Origin of the sequence: Aurantimonas sp. DM33-3 (assembly GCF_014334315.1) — a bacterium.
GTDB classification, from domain to species: Bacteria; Pseudomonadota; Alphaproteobacteria; order Rhizobiales; family Rhizobiaceae; genus Aurantimonas; species Aurantimonas coralicida.
The window spans coordinates 130,731-148,169 of the sequence record NZ_JACSGS010000006.1; the positions used below are offsets into that span (position 1 = coordinate 130,731).

General features: G+C 67.9%; 16 protein-coding genes. 14 read left to right on the plus strand and 2 right to left on the minus strand.

All coding sequences use genetic code 11. The annotated features are described in order from the left end of the window. The first annotated feature begins 243 nt into the window (after positions 1 to 243). Together ilvD and H9Q09_RS10600 are read left to right on the plus strand one after the other, a co-directional pair. A complete protein-coding gene (gene ilvD / locus H9Q09_RS10595; RefSeq protein ID WP_187390997.1) occupies positions 244 to 1,968 on the plus strand; it encodes a dihydroxy-acid dehydratase in 1,725 nt (574 codons plus the stop codon). Then, positions 1,955 to 2,791, plus strand: a complete 837-nt coding sequence (locus H9Q09_RS10600) for a tetratricopeptide repeat protein (protein ID WP_024351457.1) — start codon at positions 1,955 to 1,957, stop codon at positions 2,789 to 2,791. Before ilvD ends, H9Q09_RS10600 begins: the two co-directional genes overlap by 14 nt. A 60-nt stretch (positions 2,792 to 2,851) precedes the next feature. Here H9Q09_RS10600 and xth read toward each other — a convergent pair whose 3' ends face one another. Together xth and erpA are read right to left on the minus strand one after the other, a co-directional pair. After that, on the minus strand, positions 2,852 to 3,634 hold the full coding sequence (xth, locus tag H9Q09_RS10605) for an exodeoxyribonuclease III (RefSeq protein ID WP_187390998.1): 783 nt from the start codon (positions 3,632 to 3,634) through the stop codon (positions 2,852 to 2,854). A gap of 7 nt (positions 3,635 to 3,641) precedes the next feature. Next, complete coding sequence (gene erpA / locus H9Q09_RS10610) at positions 3,642 to 3,983, minus strand: iron-sulfur cluster insertion protein ErpA (protein WP_024351455.1); 342 nt, start codon at positions 3,981 to 3,983, stop codon at positions 3,642 to 3,644. Positions 3,984 to 4,137: 154 nt separating this feature from the next. Here erpA and H9Q09_RS10615 point away from each other — a divergent pair, with 154 nt between their 5' ends. The 12 genes from H9Q09_RS10615 (at position 4,138) to H9Q09_RS10670 (ending at position 17,388) form a co-directional block, all read left to right on the plus strand. Continuing rightward, entirely contained in the window at positions 4,138 to 5,322 is a 1,185-nt protein-coding gene (locus H9Q09_RS10615; RefSeq protein WP_187391073.1) for a deoxyguanosinetriphosphate triphosphohydrolase, read from the plus strand. Positions 5,323 to 5,424: 102 nt separating this feature from the next. Continuing rightward, entirely contained in the window at positions 5,425 to 7,176 is a 1,752-nt protein-coding gene (gene argS, locus H9Q09_RS10620) for an arginine--tRNA ligase (protein ID WP_187390999.1), read from the plus strand. Between the two features lie 85 nt (positions 7,177 to 7,261). Then, positions 7,262 to 9,190, plus strand: a complete 1,929-nt coding sequence (locus H9Q09_RS10625; RefSeq protein WP_187391000.1) for an SPOR domain-containing protein — start codon at positions 7,262 to 7,264, stop codon at positions 9,188 to 9,190. Between the two features lie 128 nt (positions 9,191 to 9,318). Then, positions 9,319 to 10,338 carry a beta-N-acetylhexosaminidase gene (gene nagZ, locus H9Q09_RS10630; RefSeq protein WP_210315306.1) on the plus strand — a complete coding sequence of 340 codons (1,020 nt, stop codon included), beginning with the start codon at positions 9,319 to 9,321 and terminating at the stop codon, positions 10,336 to 10,338. Positions 10,339 to 10,427: 89 nt separating this feature from the next. Continuing rightward, positions 10,428 to 11,552, plus strand: a complete 1,125-nt coding sequence (locus H9Q09_RS10635) for an ABC transporter ATP-binding protein (RefSeq protein ID WP_348646296.1) — start codon at positions 10,428 to 10,430, stop codon at positions 11,550 to 11,552. Positions 11,553 to 11,596: 44 nt separating this feature from the next. Further along, a complete protein-coding gene (locus H9Q09_RS10640) occupies positions 11,597 to 11,830 on the plus strand; it encodes a twin-arginine translocase TatA/TatE family subunit (protein ID WP_024351449.1) in 234 nt (77 codons plus the stop codon). Positions 11,831 to 11,907: 77 nt separating this feature from the next. After that, complete coding sequence (tatB, locus tag H9Q09_RS10645; protein WP_009209272.1) at positions 11,908 to 12,360, plus strand: Sec-independent protein translocase protein TatB; 453 nt, start codon at positions 11,908 to 11,910, stop codon at positions 12,358 to 12,360. Continuing rightward, positions 12,357 to 13,172, plus strand: coding sequence for a twin-arginine translocase subunit TatC (gene tatC, locus H9Q09_RS10650; protein ID WP_187391003.1), 816 nt, complete (start codon positions 12,357 to 12,359; stop codon positions 13,170 to 13,172). Before tatB ends, tatC begins: the two co-directional genes overlap by 4 nt. A gap of 47 nt (positions 13,173 to 13,219) precedes the next feature. After that, positions 13,220 to 14,503, plus strand: a complete 1,284-nt coding sequence (gene serS, locus H9Q09_RS10655; protein WP_187391004.1) for a serine--tRNA ligase — start codon at positions 13,220 to 13,222, stop codon at positions 14,501 to 14,503. Then, entirely contained in the window at positions 14,503 to 15,258 is a 756-nt protein-coding gene (surE, locus tag H9Q09_RS10660) for a 5'/3'-nucleotidase SurE (protein ID WP_009209275.1), read from the plus strand. The genes serS and surE overlap by 1 nt, the downstream gene beginning before the upstream one ends. Then, positions 15,258 to 15,920 (plus strand): protein-L-isoaspartate(D-aspartate) O-methyltransferase, encoded by a 663-nt coding sequence (locus tag H9Q09_RS10665; protein ID WP_210315307.1) that lies wholly within the window; start codon positions 15,258 to 15,260, stop codon positions 15,918 to 15,920. Before surE ends, H9Q09_RS10665 begins: the two co-directional genes overlap by 1 nt. Positions 15,921 to 16,065: 145 nt before the next feature. Then, positions 16,066 to 17,388 carry a peptidoglycan DD-metalloendopeptidase family protein gene (locus tag H9Q09_RS10670; RefSeq protein ID WP_187391006.1) on the plus strand — a complete coding sequence of 441 codons (1,323 nt, stop codon included), beginning with the start codon at positions 16,066 to 16,068 and terminating at the stop codon, positions 17,386 to 17,388. Positions 17,389 to 17,439: the final 51 nt, after the last annotated feature.

Genomic DNA, 17,439 nt, shown 5'->3' on the forward strand with positions numbered 1-17,439 from the left:
GGTCTCGCAACCAACTCTTTGAAGAACAAGGAAGGCGCGTCCGCAGGGCGCGCCTTTTTGCTGGCCGGGACCCTCTCGCGGGCATCGAGGCGAATTCGCTGCTTGTGGGATCGCTGCAACACTATTGCAGCGGAGCATCGCCTATAGTCCGCCGCGGGGAGCCATGCCCCGTTGCCGCCACAAAACCCGCTCACCCCAGAGGTCGAGGCGGGCCATGAACAGCGTTGTGTACGAGGGGGACCGATGGACGCGCATTCGATCGACAAGAAGAACCTGCCCAGCCGGCATGTGACCGAGGGGCCGTCGCGCGCGCCGCACCGCTCGTATCTCTACGCCATGGGTCTCACCAAGGAAGAGATCCATCAGCCGCTGGTCGGCGTCGCCTCCTGCTGGAACGAGGCCGCGCCGTGCAACATCTCGCTGATGCGCCAGGCGCAGGTCGTCAAGAAGGGCGTCGCAGCAGCCCGCGGCACGCCGCGCGAATTCTGCACCATCACCGTCACCGACGGCATCGCCATGGGCCACCAGGGCATGAAGGCTTCGCTCGTCTCGCGCGACCTCATCGCTGATTCGGTCGAGCTGACCATGCGCGGCCATGCCTATGACGCGCTGGTCGGTCTGGCCGGCTGCGACAAGTCGCTTCCGGGCATGATGATGGCGATGGTTCGCCTGAACGTGCCGTCGGTCTTTATCTATGGCGGGTCGATCCTGCCGGGCAATTTCCGCGGCCAGCAGGTCACCGTCCAGGACATCTTCGAGGCGGTCGGCAAGCATTCGGTCGGCGAGATGAACGACGCCGATCTCGACGAGATCGAGCAGGTCGCCTGTCCGTCGGCCGGTTCCTGCGGCGCGCAGTTCACCGCCAACACCATGGCGACCGTCGCCGAGGCCATCGGCCTGGCGCTGCCCTATTCCTGCGGCGCGCCGGCGCCCTACGAGATCCGCGACAAGTTCTGCTACGCGTCGGGCGAGATCGTCATGGAGCTCCTGGCCCGCAACATCCGGCCGCGCGACATCGTCACCCGCAAGGCGCTGGAGAACGCCGCCGCCGTCGTCGCGGCGACCGGCGGTTCGACCAATGGCGCCCTGCACCTGCCGGCGATCGCGCATGAATGCGGCATCGAGTTCGACCTGTTCGACGTCGCGGAGATCTTCCGCAAGACGCCCTACATCGCCAACCTCAAGCCGGGCGGCAAATACGTCGCCAAGGACATGTTCGAGGCCGGCGGCATCCCGATGCTGATGAAGACCATGCTGGACCATGGCTATCTGCACGGCGACTGCATGACCGTCACCGGCCGCACCATTGCCGAGAACATGGCGAAGGTGACCTGGAACCCGAACCAGGACGTCATCCATCCGGCCAACACGCCGATCACCGAGACCGGCGGCGTCGTCGGCCTGAAGGGCAACCTTGCCCAGGACGGCGCCATCGTGAAGGTGGCGGGCATGAAGAACCTGCGGTTCTCCGGCCCGGCGCGCTGCTTCGATTCGGAAGAGGAATGCTACGAGGCTGTCTCCAAGCGCCAGTACAAGGAAGGCGAGGTTCTCGTCATCCGCTACGAGGGCCCGCGCGGCGGACCCGGCATGCGCGAGATGCTGTCGACCACGGCGGCGCTCTACGGCCAGGGCATGGGCGACAAGGTCGCGCTGATCACCGACGGCCGGTTCTCCGGCGCGACCCGCGGCTTCTGCATCGGCCATGTCGGCCCGGAAGCGGCGCTTGGCGGTCCGATCGGCCTGCTGCGCGACGGTGACATCATCACCATTGATGCCGTTGCCGGGACACTGGACGTGGACGTGTCGGATGACGACATGAAGAAGCGGGCCGAAGACTGGAAGCCCCGCGAAACCGACTACCAGTCCGGTGCCATCTGGAAATACGCCCAGCAGGTCGGCACGGCGCGCCTCGGCGCAGTGACACATCCGGGCGGAGCGGCGGAAAAGCACTGTTATGCGGACCTCTAGTTCGTTCCTGTCGGTCTCGATCCTGGCGTTGACGCTGCTTGGCAGCGTCGGCGGGTCGGCGCTCGCGCTCGACCCGGCGGCCAGGGTCAATCCCGACGCAGGACCGCTGGAACTCTTCTCCTTCGGCTTCAAGGCCTATCAGCGCGGCGAGAAGGTGGAAGCCTTCGAGGCGCTGCGCTACGCTGCCGACAAGGGACATCCGGGCGCGCGCTGGAAGCTCGGCCGGATGTATGCCGAAGGCGACGGCGTGCCGGAGAACGACTACGAGGCCTTCAAGATCTTCGAACAGATCGTGCGCGATCAGGGCGAGGAGGAAGGCAACTTCACCAACGCCGCCTACGTCTCCAGCGCGGTCGTCGCGCTGGCCGACTATCTGCGCGTGGGAATCTCGGGCAGTCCGGTGGCGGTGGACCTGCAGCGTGCGCGGCAGTTCTACTTCCACGCCGCGTCCTATTTCGGCGACGCCAAGGCGCAGTTCGAACTGGGCCGCATGACGCTGAACGGGGAGGGCGGCAAGGCCAATCCCCGGCAGGCGGCGCGCTGGCTGAATCTGGCTGCCGAGAAGGGCAATGTCGGCGCCGCGGCGCTGCTTGGCTATCTGCTGTTCGACGGCGATCGCATCTCGCTGCCGGCCCAGCCGGTGCGCGGGCTCGGCATGCTGACCATGGCGCTGAAGCAGGCCTCGCCGCGCGACGAGAAGTGGATCCGGCCGCTGCAGGAAGAGATCTTCGCGATCGCCTCGGAAAACGAACGGCGCACCGCGCTCGCCTATGCCGAGCAGCAGATCGCGTCCGCGACCGGCATGGTCAGCACCAAGAACTGATCATCTGCGGATAGTTTGCGGCGCCGCCCGCCTGGTTCGAAGCCAAGGCGCCAGAGCGGCTCAGGCCGCCAGTTCGACCAGCACCGGAACATGGTCCGACGGCTTTTCCCAGCCGCGCACATGCCGGTCGATGCCCGCCGATGCCATCCGGTCCTGCGCCTCGGGCGACAGCAGCAGATGGTCGATGCGGATGCCGTTGTTCTTCTGCCAGGCACCGGCCTGATAATCCCAGAAGCTGTAGGTGCCGTCGGCATCGGTTGTGGCGCGGATCGCGTCGCTCAGCCCCAGATTGATAAGCCGGCGATAGGCTGCGCGGCTCTCCGGCTGGAAGAGGGCGTCGCCCGTCCAGTTGTCGGGCCGCGCCGCGTCGCCGCGCTCGGGGATGATGTTGTAGTCGCCGGCCAGCACCAGCAGTTCCTCGCGGGCCATGCTGTCGCGGGCATGGGCATGGAGACGCTGCATCCAGGCGAGCTTGTAGGTGAATTTCTCGGTGCCCAGCGGATTGCCGTTGGGCAGGTAAAGCGAGGCGACCCGCAAGGGGCGGCCGTGGAAATCCCAGACTCCCTCGATGAAGCGGGCATGCTCGTCGCTGCTGTCGCCCGGCAGCCGCGGCTCGATCGAGACCGGCTTCTCCTTCGACAGCAGCGCGACGCCGTTGAAGCCCTTCTGGCCATGCGTCTCCACATGGTAGCCGAGGGCCTCGATCGCCTCGCGCGGGAAGGTCTCGTCGACATTCTTGATCTCCTGCAGGCAGGCGATGTCGGGCGAACGTTCCTGCAGCCAGGCGAGGAGAGCGTCGAGGCGAGCCTTGACGCCGTTGATGTTCCAGGTCGCGATCAGCACGGGGGCGTCAGACCGAGAAGGACGTGCCGCAGCCGCAGGAGGCGACGGCGTTGGGATTGCGGATCTGGAAGGACTGACCCATCAGGTCGTCGACGAAATCGACCACCGAGCCTTCCATGTAGACGATGGAGACCGGGTCGATGACGACCCGCGCGCCGTCGCGCTCGAGGATGATGTCGTCCTCCTCGCGGCCGCTGGTCAGGTCGTATTTGTAGGAAAAGCCAGAGCATCCGCCGCCTTCGACGGAAATGCGCAGCGAATCGGCGTCGTCGCTTTTCGACAGGATCGCCGCAATCCGCCGGGCTGCGGCTTCGGAAACGGTGACGGTGTGATCGGTGGTGTCGCTCATCTGGCCGTTCGGCGCGTCGTTGGCTGGCGCGCCGCTCCTTGTTCGAGGGCTGACACTTAAGTATGGACGCCGGGTTGGCCGGTCAATCGGGACGGATCGTTTCGCGATGGATGAATCCCAGGGAACACGCGACGCGGCATTCGCGCGGATCGGAATGGGCGGCATCGCCCGCGCCCCTTACGCCGTGCAGCCCGAGGAATCCCGCGGCCGCCTCTATCCCGAGCCTGCCAGCCGCACCCGCACGCCCTTCCAGCGCGATCGCGACCGGATCGTTCATTCCACCGCCTTTCGCCGGCTGAAGCACAAGACCCAGGTCTTCGTCGCCGACGAGGGCGACCATTTCCGCACCCGCCTGACCCACACGATCGAAGTGTCGCAGATCGCCCGCGCCTTTGCCCGGGCGCTGCGGCTCGACGAGGACCTGACCGAGGCGATCGCACTGGTCCATGATTTCGGTCACACGCCCTTCGGCCATGCCGGCGAGCGGGCCCTCGACCGGCAGATGGCTGCTTATGGCGGCTTCGACCACAATGCCCAGTCGCTGCGGATCGTCACGGCGCTGGAGCATCGCTACGCCGAGTTCGACGGGCTGAACCTTGCCTGGGAAACGCTGGAGGGGCTGGTCAAGCACAATGGCCCGCTGGTCGGGCCGCGGGCCGAGCAGGGCACGCTGTTGCCGAGGCCCGTCGCGGATTTCGACGCGCTGTTCCCGCTGGATCTCGACGGCTATGCGAGCCTCGAAGCGCAGGCCGCGGCGATCTCCGACGACATCGCCTACAACACCCATGATCTCGACGACGGGCTCAGGGCCGGCCTGATCGACGTGGAGGACCTGCGCGAGTTGCGGCTCGCCGGCGCCATCCTGAAGGAAGTGGAGGAGGCCTATCCCGGTCTCGACCGCACCCGAACCGGCCACGAGATCCTGCGACGCCACATCACCCGCATGGTGGAGGACGTGATCGGCACGGCGCTCTCCGGCATCGCCGCGATCGACCCGAAGTGTGCAGGGGACATCCGCTCGGCCGACCGCGCCGTCGTGGTGTTCTCGCCGGCCATGCGCGAGGCGGTGGACGAGACGCGGCGCTTCCTGTTCGAGCGGGTCTATCGCAACGAGAGCATCATGCAGGTGATGCGCACCGCCGAAGGCATCGTCGATGCGCTGTTCGAGCGGCTGATGGCGCGGCCCGACCTGATGCCGGGCGACTGGAGCCGCGATGCGGACAGGTTGCCGGCGGACAAGCTGGCGCGGCGCGTCTCCGATTACCTCTCGGGCATGACCGATACCTTCGCCATGTCCGAGCATCGCCGGCTGTTTGACGTCACTCCGCAATTGCGCTAGCCGGCCTTTCCTTCTTTAAGGCACGCAGATGCGTGACGCCCGGTCGCCAGAACGTCCGGGCCGCGCCGCGACGGCGGCCGCCGGAACCAGTCGAGGTCCAGGATGAACATTTTCGCCGATTTCGAATCGCGCGTGAAGGCTGCGGTCGAAGCCGTTCTTTCCGATAGTGAAAACGGCGTGCCGGACCTGGCACGCGTCACGGTCGAGCCGCCGCGCGATGCCGCCCACGGGGATCTCGCGACCAACGCCGCGATGGTGCTGGCCAAGCCGCTGGGCCTGAAGCCGCGGGATCTCGCCACCCGCATCGCCGCGCATCTTGCCCGCGATCCCGATGTCGAGACGGCCGAGATCGCCGGGCCGGGCTTCATCAATCTGAAACTCCGCCAGCCCTTCTGGATCGCGCATCTGGCGGGCATTCTCGCTGCCGGCGGAGATTTCGGCCGCGCGCCGGCTACCGGCCGCCGGGTGAATGTCGAATATGTCTCGGCCAACCCGACGGGGCCGATGCATGTCGGCCATTGCCGCGGCGCGGTCGTGGGCGACGCCGTGGCGAGCCTGATGGCCTTCGGCGGCGACGAGGTCATCACCGAATACTACATCAACGATGCCGGCGAGCAGGTGAACGTCCTCGCGCGCTCGGCCCTGCTGCGCTACCGCGAGGCCTTGGGCGAGACGATCGACGAGATCCCGGCCGGTCTCTATCCGGGCGAGTACCTCAAGCCGGTGGGCGAAAAGCTGGCCAGCGAGTTCGGCGACCGGCTCCTGGCGATGGACGAGGCGGAATGGCTGCCGCTGGTGCGCGAGCGGGCCATCGACGCGATGATGGCGATGATCCGCGCCGATCTGAAGCTGCTGGGCATCGAGCAGGACGTGTTCTTCTCCGAGCGCACCCTGCATGACGCCAATGGCGGCAAGATCGCCGCCGCGATCGCCGATCTGCGGGAGCGGGGCTTCGTCTATCAGGGCTCGCTGCCGCCGCCTAAGGGCCAGCTGCCCGAAGATTGGGAAGATCGCGAGCAGACCCTGCTGCGCTCGACCGAGGTCGGCGACGACCAGGACCGGCCGCTGGTGAAGTCCGACGGCCGCTACACCTATTTCGCCGCCGACGTCGCCTATTTCCGCGACAAGTTCGAGCGCGGTTTCCAGGAAATGGTCTACGTCCTCGGTGCCGATCACGGCGGCTACGTGAAGCGGCTGGAAGCCGTGGCGCGGGCGGTGTCCGGCGGCACCGCGACGGCGGACGTCCTGTTGTGCCAGCTCGTTAAACTCTACCGGAACGGCGAGCCGGTGACGATGTCGAAGCGCTCCGGCAATTTCGTCACGCTGGCGGACGTGGTGGAGGAGGTCGGCCGCGATCCCGTCCGCTTCATGATGCTGTTTCGCAAGAGCGACGCGCCGCTGGACTTCGACTTCCAGAAGGTCACCGAGCAGTCGAAGGACAACCCGGTCTTCTACGTGCAGTACGCCCATGCCCGTTCGGCCGCGATCTTCCGCCAGGCCGTCGAGGCCGGGCTGACGCTGCCCGACTTCGCTTCGCTCGACCGCGAGACGCTGGATCTCCTGAACGACGAGGGTGAGATCGGCCTGATCCGCAAGCTCGCGGAGTTCCCGCGGCTGATCAAATCGGCGGCCGATGCAAAGGAGCCGCACCGGCTGGCCTTCTATCTCTACGACCTCGCATCGTCCTTCCACGCGCAGTACAATCGCGGCAAGGACCTGCCGGAATTACGGTTTGTTAACGCTGATGAGGCCAATATCACCTTGGCCCGACTGGCTCTGGTGAAGGCCGTGGCGCTGGTTCTGGCTACGGGACTCGGCCTGATCGGGGTCGACGCTCCGGAAGAAATGCGCTGACCGATCACGCTTTGGTCAAGTTCGTCCCCTAGCCCACGAGAAGGGGCCGGACGCCTCCGGAGCACGAAGATAGGCGGGGGTGTGAATGTCGACGGGGGACATGAACGGCGCGGGTTCGAAGACGGACCGGCTGACGGCGACGCCTGACGAAGATCCGTTCGCGGATCTGGCGAAACTGATCGATCAGCCCTGGGGCGCGGAGCCTGCGGCACGCGCCGAGCGTGACGTCGCTGCCGCACCAACCGGCGATGCGACCGGTTTCGACGAGGAGGCCCTGGCCGGCGTCCTCGACGAGGAATTCAACCGCAGCTTCGAATCGATGGACGATTTCGCAGCGCCCGCGATGGCTGCTGACGCGCCGTCCCGCGACGACGAGACCATCACCAATTCCTATGCGAACTGGGTGTCGCCGCGCGGCGCCGCCGCCGCATCTACGGGGTTTGCCAGCCAGTCGCGCTCTGCGACGGAGCCGGCGGCCCCCGAGGCCCAGCTCGACGCCGCGATCGACGACGAGCTGGAGGTCGCGCTGCGCGGCCTGTCGGCACCGGCCAATCCGCGCGGCACGCCGCTGCATCACAGCGAGGCCTTTGCGCCGGCAAGGGTCGAACCCGCGCCGATGCCGCAGGCCAGCACCAAGCCGCTCGACGATTTCGACGAACTGATCGCCAGCGAACTCGCGGCGATGACGACGACGCCGCAGGTTCAGCGCGTCAACGAGGCATGGGACGGCGCCGATACGCGCATGGCAGCGGCCGGACCGTCCGCGCCGCAGCACGGCCATGCCGGTCTCGCCCAGGACGACAGCAATGCCTTCGGCGTCGAATCGCTCGACGATCGTTTCGATGATGGCCGCGGTGTTCGCGGTGCGTCTCACCGGGCCGCAGGCGCCATGCTCGCGGCCGGGCAGGGACGATTCTCGCCCCGCTCGCTCGGCTTCGGCGCCAGTGTGCTGGTCATCGCCCTGCTCGGCGGCGTCGGCGCCTATTACGCATCCGGAAGCGGCGGCGTTGCGGGCTCCGACGAGGTGCTCATCGTGCGCGCCGATCCCGAGCCGGTGAAGGTCGCACCGAAGGATCCGGGCGGCCGCGCCGTGCCGAATCAGAACAAGGCGGTTTACGAGCGCGTCCAGAGCGCCGACGCCGACATCAAGCCATCGCAGACCACCCTCCTGTCGGCAGCCGAAGAGCCGCTGGAACTGCCCTCGCAGGTCGCCAACGATCTGCCGGGCGTCGATCTCAGCCCGATCGGCACGGCGCGTGCCGCGTCGAACGGAAGCGGCGATGGCTCCGTGCGGGTCGCCGACGCATCCGCCTCGGCCGAGCCGATCGCGGTGCTGACGCCGCGGCGCGTGCGCACGCTGACCGTGCGGCCGGATGGCACGCTGGTCACCGAGGACACGGTGCCCGAGACGTCGATGGCCGATCTGCGCGGCGAGAACCCGGCGATGATCCCGGCCGCCTCGCGTCCGGTCGAACTGGCGACGGATGCGGCCGATGTCGCGACGACCGAGACGGTGGAAGACACCGCATCAGCCGGACAGCCCGCCCCGGGCATGCCCGTGCCGGCGATGAAGCCGACGCGACCGGCCTCGGCCGCGACCCGCGTGGCGGCGCTCGCCACGGCAGAGCCCGAGCCGCAGGTGTCGCCGGCCGCCGCTGCCCCCGCGCCGACCCCGGTCGCGCCGGAGCCGGCCGTCGATTCGGCCACGGAAACCGCCAGCATCGCGGCGCAGCCCGCCCCGGCGCCCGCCGCCGCGACGGCCCCCGCCGGTGACGGCTACTACGTCCAGATCTCCTCGCAGCCCAGCGAAACGGCGGCGCGGGAATCGTCCCAGGCGCTCGGCCAGCGCTATGCCGGCGTGATCGGCGGGCGTAACCTCGTCATCCAGTCGGCCGACATTCCGGGCAAGGGCACCTATTACCGGGTGCGCGTGGCGACCGGCTCCAAGGACGAGGCGACGAGCCTGTGCTCCCAGCTCAAATCAGCCGGCGGCAGCTGCTTCGTGGCGCGCTGAGCGTCGCCGGGCTTGCCGGCGTCGCACTGACGGGCCGTTCCTCGCGCGGGACGGCTCCCTCCATTCCTCACACAGACACACGTCCCGGCGCTGACGCGGGACCATCCGTGCACGCACAGGAGACGGGAATGAGCGGATCGAAGGCGTGGATTGCCGCGCCGGCCGGGCTTCGCCTAACGGCGGACGAACGCGCCTTCTTCGCCGACGAGCGGCCCTGGGGCTTCATCGTCTTCGGCCGCAACATCTCCGACGCATCGCAACTGTCCGATCTGACGGCCGAATTGCGCGAGATCGGCGGGCGCGCCGCGACCCCGATCTTCATCGACCAGGAAGGCGGGCGGATCAATCGGCTCAAGCCGCCGATGGCGCCGGCCTATCCGACGCCGGCCGATCTCGGTCGCCTGCATGCCGCCGATGCCGAGGCGGGCGTGCGCGCCGCCTGGCTGCAGGGCCGGCTCCTGGCCGCCGACATCATGGTCTATGGCATCAATGCCGACTGCGTGCCGTGCCTCGACGTGCCGGTGCAGGGGGCGGATTCGGTCATCGGGGATCGCGCCTACGGCCTCGACCCCGACACAGTCGCCGCCCTTGGCCAGGCCGTGGCGGACGGGTTTGTGGCCGGCGGCGGCCTGCCGGTGATGAAGCACATACCCGGCCATGGCCGCGGCAATGCCGACAGCCATTACCGCCTGCCGGTGGTCGCAACGCCCCGCGCGGAGCTGTCGGGGACCGATTTCGCCCCGTTCAAAGCCCTGAACACGGTGCCCGCGGCGATGACCGCTCATATTCTCTATACCGATATCGATGACCGTCGCCCGGCGACGCTGTCGCCATTGGTGATCGAGGAAATCATTCGCGGCGAGATCGGTTTCGACGGTCTCCTGATGAGCGACGACATCTCGATGAAGGCGCTGCAGGGCGATCTCGGCGATCTCAGCCGCGAATGCCTCGATGCCGGCTGCGACGTCGTTCTCCACTGCAATGGCGACATGGCGGAGATGCGCAAGGTCGCTGACGCCGCGCAGCCGCTGAGCGGGGAGGGCGAGCGCCGGGCCGCCGCCGCCGAGGCCTGCATCGCGCCGGTCGTGCCGGCCGACGAGGCCGCGCTGCGAGCGGAATATCGCGAACTCGTCGCCCGCGTCGCCTGAACCGGTTGCCGTCGCCGCGGCGAAGGGTTAGCCAGAGCGCAGCAGGCTGGGCGCGCGCGCCGGCCGACCAGAGTGACGGGCTGTCCAACGTGCATGACCGGACCCGCGACGCCGTCGCGCCATCCCAGAAATCCGCGAGCAGGACGAGCGCCGGCGTCAGCTTTGCCGCCCGTCTCGCCTTCGAGAACGTCTCGCACGCGGTCGGCCACACGCAGATCCTCAACGACATCAACCTGGCGGCCGAGCCCGGCGAGATCCTGTGCCTGCTCGGTCCGTCCGGGTCCGGCAAGACGACGCTCCTGCGGATCGCCGCCGGGATCGAGCGGCAGACGGCGGGACGGCTGGTTCTGAACGGTCGCGAGATCGCCGGCGAGACGGCGTTCGTGCCGCCGGAAAAGCGCGGCATCGGCCTGATGTTCCAGGACTTCGCGCTGTTTCCGCACATGACCATCGCCGAGAATGTCCGCTTCGGCCTGACCGCCATGTCGGGCGACGCTGCCCGCAAGGAGGCGATGGCCGCGCTGGAGCGGGTCGGGCTGAGCGGCTCCGCCGGGCTTTATCCGCACACCCTGTCGGGCGGCGAGCAGCAGCGCGTGGCGCTGGCGCGCGCCATGTCGCCGCGCCCGTCGGTGCTGCTGATGGACGAGCCGTTCTCCGGCCTGGACAGCCGGCTGAAGGACGTGGTGCGGACCGACACGCTGCAGATCCTGCGCGAAAGCCGGGCGACCGCGATCATCGTGACCCACGACGCCGAGGAGGCGATGCGCATGGGCGACCGAATCGCGCTTCTGCGCGACGGACGCCTCGTGCAGCTCGGCACGGCGGCCGAACTCTACAGTCGCCCGGCCAGTCTCTTTGCCGCAGGTTTCTTTTCCGAGCTCAACGTCATCGACGGCGAGGTGCGCGGCGGGCGCGTCGTGACGGCGCTCGGACCGGTCGCCGACACGGCCCTGCCGGACGGCACGGCGATGACCGTGGCCCTGCGTTTGACGGGCCTGCGCCTGCAGGAGCGGGACGACGGCGTCTCCGGACGGATCGTCGCACGGCGGTTTCTGGGCAGCGTCGATCTGATGACCGTGGCCATCGAGGGGCTCGATTATCCGCTGCGCTCGCGCATGCGGGCGGGAATTGTCGAGCAGGGGCGGCGCGACGTCGTTGTTTCCGTTGATCCGCAAGACGTTATCGTGTTTGAAAAGTCCGCGGACGATCGCTAGCTTGGGAAGATCGAACGCCTTACGCGTTCCAGGGAGATTTTATAATGGGTAGCTTCAGCATCTGGCATTGGCTCATCGTCCTTGCGGTCGTGCTGCTGCTCTTCGGTCGCGGCAAGATCCCGGAACTGATGGGTGACGTTGCCAAGGGCATCAAGAGCTTCAAGAAGGGCATGTCGGAGGACGAGACCGAGGCGGCTGCTCAGGAGCGCCGGTCGCTCGACCACAACGAGGCCGACGTGGTGGCCCGCGACGTCAAGCGGGAGAAGACGGTCAACTGATCGCCTGCACATGAGGTCATCGATGACGACGGTGCGCCGTCGTCATCAGGTCAGTTCGCTGTTTCCGAGACGCTGAAATGTTCGATATCGGCTGGTCCGAACTCATGGTCGTTGCGGTGATCCTGGTGGTCGTCGTGGGGCCAAAGGATTTGCCGCGCATGCTGCGCACGTTCGGGCGCACCAGCAAGCAGTTGCGGTCCATGGCCGGTGATTTCCGCCGCCAGTTCGACGATGCGTTGCGCGAGGCTGAGCTCGACGATGTCAGGGACACCGTCAGCAAGGTGCGCGATCTCGATCCGACCAAGGACGTGCGTGCGGCGATGAACCCGATGAAGGCGGTGGGCGACGAGATTCGCTCGTCGCTGAAGGCCGCGACCAAGGCGCCGGAACCGAAGGTGCCCGGCGCCTCCGGTGCGGCCGTGGCGGCCGAACCCGACAAGGCGGGGGCGACCAACAGCCCGCAGCCGGCCGACAAGCCTGCCGAGAGCGCGGATGCCGCGCCCCAGAAGAAGAGCGAGGACGCGGCGTGAGTCGGAACGACACCGATATCGAGGCCTCCTCGGCGCCGCTCATCGAGCACCTCATCGAGCTGCGCACGCGGCTGTTGTGGAGCCTCGGCGGCTTTCTCGTGGCCTTCATCCTCTGCTTCTTCTTCGCCAAGCCGATCTTCAATTTCCTCGTCGTTCCGTATCAGACGGCGACGGAATGGGCCGGCGTGCACAACAAGCAGGTCGAGCTGATCTACACGGCGCCGCAGGAATTCTTCTTCACCCAGGTGAAGATCGCGGCCTTCGGCGGCTTCTTCCTCGCCTTTCCGCTGATCGCCTCGCAGATCTACAAATTCGTGGCCCCCGGCCTCTACCGCGAGGAGCGCGGCGCGTTCCTGCCGTTCCTCGTCGCCACGCCGCTCCTGTTCCTGCTCGGCGCGGCGCTGGTCTATTACTTCTTCACCCCGATGGTGATGTGGTTCTTCCTGTCGATGGAGCAGACGGGAACCGGCGGACAGGCCGCGATCCAGCTTCTGCCGCGGGTCTCCGAATATCTGTCGCTGATCATGACGCTGATCTTTGCCTTCGGACTGGTGTTCCAGCTTCCGGTGGTGGCGACGCTCTTGGTGCGAGCCGGCATCACGTCCTCGCAGGGGCTGGCCGACAAGCGCAAATACGCCATCGTGCTGGCCTTCGTCGCCGCGGCGATCCTGACGCCGCCCGACCCGATGTCGCAGATCGGTCTTGCCCTGCCGACGATCCTTCTCTACGAGGTGTCGATCTTTGCGGCACGGATGATCGAACGCAAGCGGGCCCAGCGGCAGCGCGAAAGCGAGGCGCAAGCCGATAGCTGACGGCATGACCCGGATCCCGCCGCTCGTCGGTCGGGAAACGGGAATCAATGCTCGACATCAAGTGGATACGTGACAATCCGGACAAGCTGGATGCGGCCCTCGCACGACGCGGCGCCGCGCCCCTGGCCGATCAGCTTCTCAAACTCGACGAAGAGCGCCGGGCGCATCTGACCCGCCTGCAGACCTTGCAGGGGCGGCGCAACGAGGCGTCCAAGGCGATCGGCAAGGCCAAGGGCACCGGTGACGAAGCCGGCGCCGAGGAGCTGATCCGCGAGATCGGCGAGATCAAGGAAGCCATCCAGGACGGCGAGGAGACCGAGCGGCGCATCGACAAGTCGCTCGAGGACGCGCTCGCCCGTATTCCGAATATCCCGCTCGACGACGTGCCCGAGGGCGCGGACGAAGCCGACAATGTCGAGATCCGCCGTCACGGCGAGGCGCCGAGCTTCGGCTTCGCGCCGAAGGAGCATTACGAGCTCGGCGAAGGCCTCGGCCTGATGGATTTCGAGCAGGCGGCAAAGATCTCCGGCTCGCGCTTCACCATCCTGAAGGGCCAGCTCGCCCGTCTGGAGCGCGCCCTCGGCCAGTTCATGCTCGACCTGCACACCGGCGAACACGGCTATCAGGAAACCGCGGCGCCGCTCTTGGTGCGCGACGAGGCGCTGTTCGGCACAGGCCAGTTGCCGAAGTTCAGCGAGGACCTGTTCCACACCAGCGAAGGCCGCTGGCTGATCCCGACCGCCGAGGTGCCGCTGACCAACATGGTGCGCGAGCAGGTGCTGGGGGCGGGCGACCTGCCGCTGCGCTTCACCGCGCTGACCCCGTGCTTCCGCTCGGAGGCCGGCTCCGCCGGACGCGACACCCGCGGCATGCTGCGCCAGCACCAGTTCTACAAGGTCGAGCTGGTCTCGGTGACCGACGAGGAGTCCTCGATCGCCGAGCACGAGCGCATGACCGCGGCGGCCGAAGAGGTGCTGAAGCGTCTCGGCCTGTCCTACCGGGTTGTCACGCTGTGCGCGGGCGACATGGGCTTCGGTGCGCGCAAGACCTACGACATCGAGGTCTGGCTGCCGGGGCAGGACGCGTTCCGCGAAATCTCCAGCTGTTCGGTCTGCGGCGACTTCCAGGCGCGCCGCATGGGCACGCGCTACCGCGTCGAGGGCGAGAAGGCGGCGCGCTACGTTCACACGCTGAACGGCTCCGGCGTCGCCGTCGGGCGGGCGCTCATCGCGGTCATGGAGAATTACCAGAACGAAGACGGCTCGATCACCGTTCCGGAGGCCCTGCGGCCCTATATGAGCGGGCTCGAACGGATCGAGAGGACGGCCTGATGCGCCTGCTGCTGACCAATGACGACGGCATCCACGCCGAAGGCCTCGCCGTGCTGGAGCGGATCGCGCGCGAGCTGACGGACGATGTCTGGGTGGTTGCCCCGGAGACCGACCAGAGCGGGTTGTCGCATTCGCTGACGCTGTCTTCGCCGCTGCGCCTGCGCAAGATCGACGAGCGTCGCTTCGCCTTGTCCGGCACGCCGACCGACTGCGTCATCATGGCGGTGAAGCAACTGATGGATTCGCCGCCGGATCTCGTGCTGTCGGGGGTGAATGCCGGGCAGAATATCTGCGACGACGTCACCTATTCGGGCACGGTCGCCGGCGCCATGGAAGGCACGATGCTGGGCCTGCGTTCGATCGCGCTCAGCCAAGCGTTCAAGCCTGGCAGCCACCGCGAAGCGCTGTGGAAGACGGCGGAGACCCATGCGCCGGCGCTGATCGAGCGCCTGATGACCTTCGACACCCCGCCCGGGCACCTGATCAACGTCAATTTCCCGGCGGTCGAAGCCGACGCGGTGGAGGGCATCGAGGTCACGCGCCAGGGCAAGCTCGACTATTCGCTGGGGATGGAAGAGCGCCGCGACGGTCGCGGCTTCCCGTATTTCTGGCTGAAGTTCGGACGCCAGGCCGGCGCTGAAGTGGAGCAGTCGGACGTCGCCGCCCTGACGGCCGGGCGGATCTCGGTCACGCCGCTGCATCTCGACCTGACCGCCCATGCGCTGCGCGACGAGCTGCGCACGCTGCTCGGTTGATGGCGCCGACCGGCGAAGGCATGGGGCGCGACCGCGAGGATCTGGCGGCCTTCCTCCTGTCGCTCCGGTCGGAGCGCATCACCGATGCACGGCTTCTGGAAGCGGTGGAATCGGTGCCGCGGCGGCTGTTTCTGCCCGAGGGCATCGCCAACGCCTATGAGAACCGCTCGGCCCCCATCGCCTGCGGCGAGACCATGCACGGGGCGCTGGCCGCCGTGCGGCTGGTGGCGGCGCTGGACGTGCAGCCGGCGCACCGGATCCTGGAGATCGGCACCGGCAGCGGCTACATCACCGCGCTCTTGGCCCGGCTCGGCACCCATGTCAGCTCCTTCGACCGTTATCGCGGGCTGGTGGAGCCGGCGGGGCGGCGCCTGCGCGACATCGGCATCACCAACATCTCGCTGTTCCTGGAAGACGGGCGCGACGGCTTTGCCGGCGGGGCGCCGTTCGACCGGGTGATCGTCCATGCGGCGTTTCCCGCCGTGCCGCGACAGTTCCTCGACCAGCTCGGCTCCAACGCCGCGATGATCTGCGCGCTCGGGCCGGGCGACGGGCCGCAGGAACTCCTGCGCCTGCGCAAGGTGGGCAGCCGTTTCGAGCGCGAGCCGCTGGGCACGGTGCGCTATCAGCCGCTGGCCTTCGGCACGGCCGACGTCCTCTGATCGGGGCACGACAGGGCGTCGATCCGCCTTCAAACATGGCGTCGACGTCCAAGAAATGTCGTTTTTACCCCGCGACTTAACCGGGCAGTAAGATTAACGCGCTTCAATAGGTCCAAGAGTAAACTAGCGTGCTCAAGGGACGGCGATGCGTATCAATGTGCTGAAATCCGTGCGGCTCAGAATGGTGCGCTCCGTCGCGATGGTGGGATTGGCCGGCCTCGCGGCGGGTTGCAGCTCCGACGTCGTGCGTTTCGACGATGGCTTCTACACCGGAGCCGTGCCGCAGGCGCCGGCCAGCAACCAGATGGCGGCTGCCAGCCAGCCCTATCCGGGCGATGTCGATGCCATGAACACCGGCAGCGTCTCCCGCGGCATGCCGGCTTATGGCAACGGCTCCCAGGCGGCATCGGGTTACCCGGCGCAGAACCAGGGCTCCTACCAGACGGCCGCGAACAGCTATCCGCAGGGCGGCGTCGCCACCTCGGGCGCCGTGCAGACCAGCCAGCTGCCGCCTCCGCCGCCGCCGAGCTACGCCACCGCACCGCAGTCGCAGGCATCCGCCGCGCCGACCTCGTCCTCGCTGCCCGCGACCCGCGGCGCACCGCCCTCGACGCTCGGTGAGCAGGCGGCCCGTGTCGTCTCGCCGCAGAGCCGGCCGATGCAGTCGTCGGCCTCGCAGCCGACGCGATCGGCCGCCGCCAGCGGCGGCAGCAGCGTGAAGGTCGAGAGCGGCGATTCGCTGCTCGGCATCGCACGCCGCACCGGCGTCTCCGTCGCCGACATCAAGCGCGCCAACGGCATGAGCGACGACACGATCCGCATCGGCCAGACGCTGACCCTGCCGGCTGGCGCATCGGCACCGACCCGTGTCGCGGCTGCCGAGCCCAAGGCCGCGCCGGAGCCACAGCGTCCGGCCGAGCCGCAGAAGGTCGAGGCCGACAGCGCGGCGCCGAAATCCTACTCGCCGCCCAAGACCGCCGAGAAGTCCGGCCGTCCGTCGGCCAGCGAGACGCCGAAGGCGGCCAGCCCGTCGACGACCGTCAGCAAGGAAGTCGAGACCGAGGTGGCGGCCGTCGCGCCGAACTCCACGGGCATCAGCCAGTTGCGCTGGCCGGTGCAGGGCCGCGTCGTCAATCGCTTCGGCGAGAAGGTCGGCTCGCGTCGCAATGACGGCCTGAACCTGTCGGTGCCGCGCGGCACGCCCATCAAGGCCGCCGAGAACGGCGTCGTGATCTATGCCGGCGACGGCCTGAAGGAGTTCGGCAACACCGTTCTCGTCAAGCACGACAACGGCCTCGTCACCGTCTACGGCCACGCCGACCAGATCGACGTGGAGCGGGGCGCCAAGGTCAAGCGCGGTCAGCAGATCGCCAAGTCCGGCATGTCGGGCGACACCGACATTCCGCTTCTGCACTTCGAGGTGCGCAAGGATTCGGCCCCGGTCGATCCGACCAAGTACCTCCAGTAGACGCCGACCTCCAGGCGTGACAGGCCCGGCCCCGCGGACAGCAGCGGGGTC

Coding starts and splice junctions, on each gene's coding strand:
- H9Q09_RS10600 (WP_024351457.1), top strand. CDS start 1,955: ATGCGGACCTCTAGTTCGTTCCTGTCGGTCTCGATCCTGGCGTTGACG.
- H9Q09_RS10665 (WP_210315307.1), top strand. CDS start 15,258: ATGGCGCCGACCGGCGAAGGCATGGGGCGCGACCGCGAGGATCTGGCG.
- erpA (WP_024351455.1), bottom strand. CDS start 3,983: ATGAGCGACACCACCGATCACACCGTCACCGTTTCCGAAGCCGCAGCC.
- H9Q09_RS10670 (WP_187391006.1), top strand. CDS start 16,066: ATGCGTATCAATGTGCTGAAATCCGTGCGGCTCAGAATGGTGCGCTCC.
- surE (WP_009209275.1), top strand. CDS start 14,503: ATGCGCCTGCTGCTGACCAATGACGACGGCATCCACGCCGAAGGCCTC.
- ilvD (WP_187390997.1), top strand. CDS start 244: ATGGACGCGCATTCGATCGACAAGAAGAACCTGCCCAGCCGGCATGTG.
- tatB (WP_009209272.1), top strand. CDS start 11,908: ATGTTCGATATCGGCTGGTCCGAACTCATGGTCGTTGCGGTGATCCTG.
- H9Q09_RS10615 (WP_187391073.1), top strand. CDS start 4,138: ATGGGCGGCATCGCCCGCGCCCCTTACGCCGTGCAGCCCGAGGAATCC.
- nagZ (WP_210315306.1), top strand. CDS start 9,319: ATGAGCGGATCGAAGGCGTGGATTGCCGCGCCGGCCGGGCTTCGCCTA.
- H9Q09_RS10640 (WP_024351449.1), top strand. CDS start 11,597: ATGGGTAGCTTCAGCATCTGGCATTGGCTCATCGTCCTTGCGGTCGTG.
- serS (WP_187391004.1), top strand. CDS start 13,220: ATGCTCGACATCAAGTGGATACGTGACAATCCGGACAAGCTGGATGCG.
- H9Q09_RS10625 (WP_187391000.1), top strand. CDS start 7,262: ATGTCGACGGGGGACATGAACGGCGCGGGTTCGAAGACGGACCGGCTG.
- argS (WP_187390999.1), top strand. CDS start 5,425: ATGAACATTTTCGCCGATTTCGAATCGCGCGTGAAGGCTGCGGTCGAA.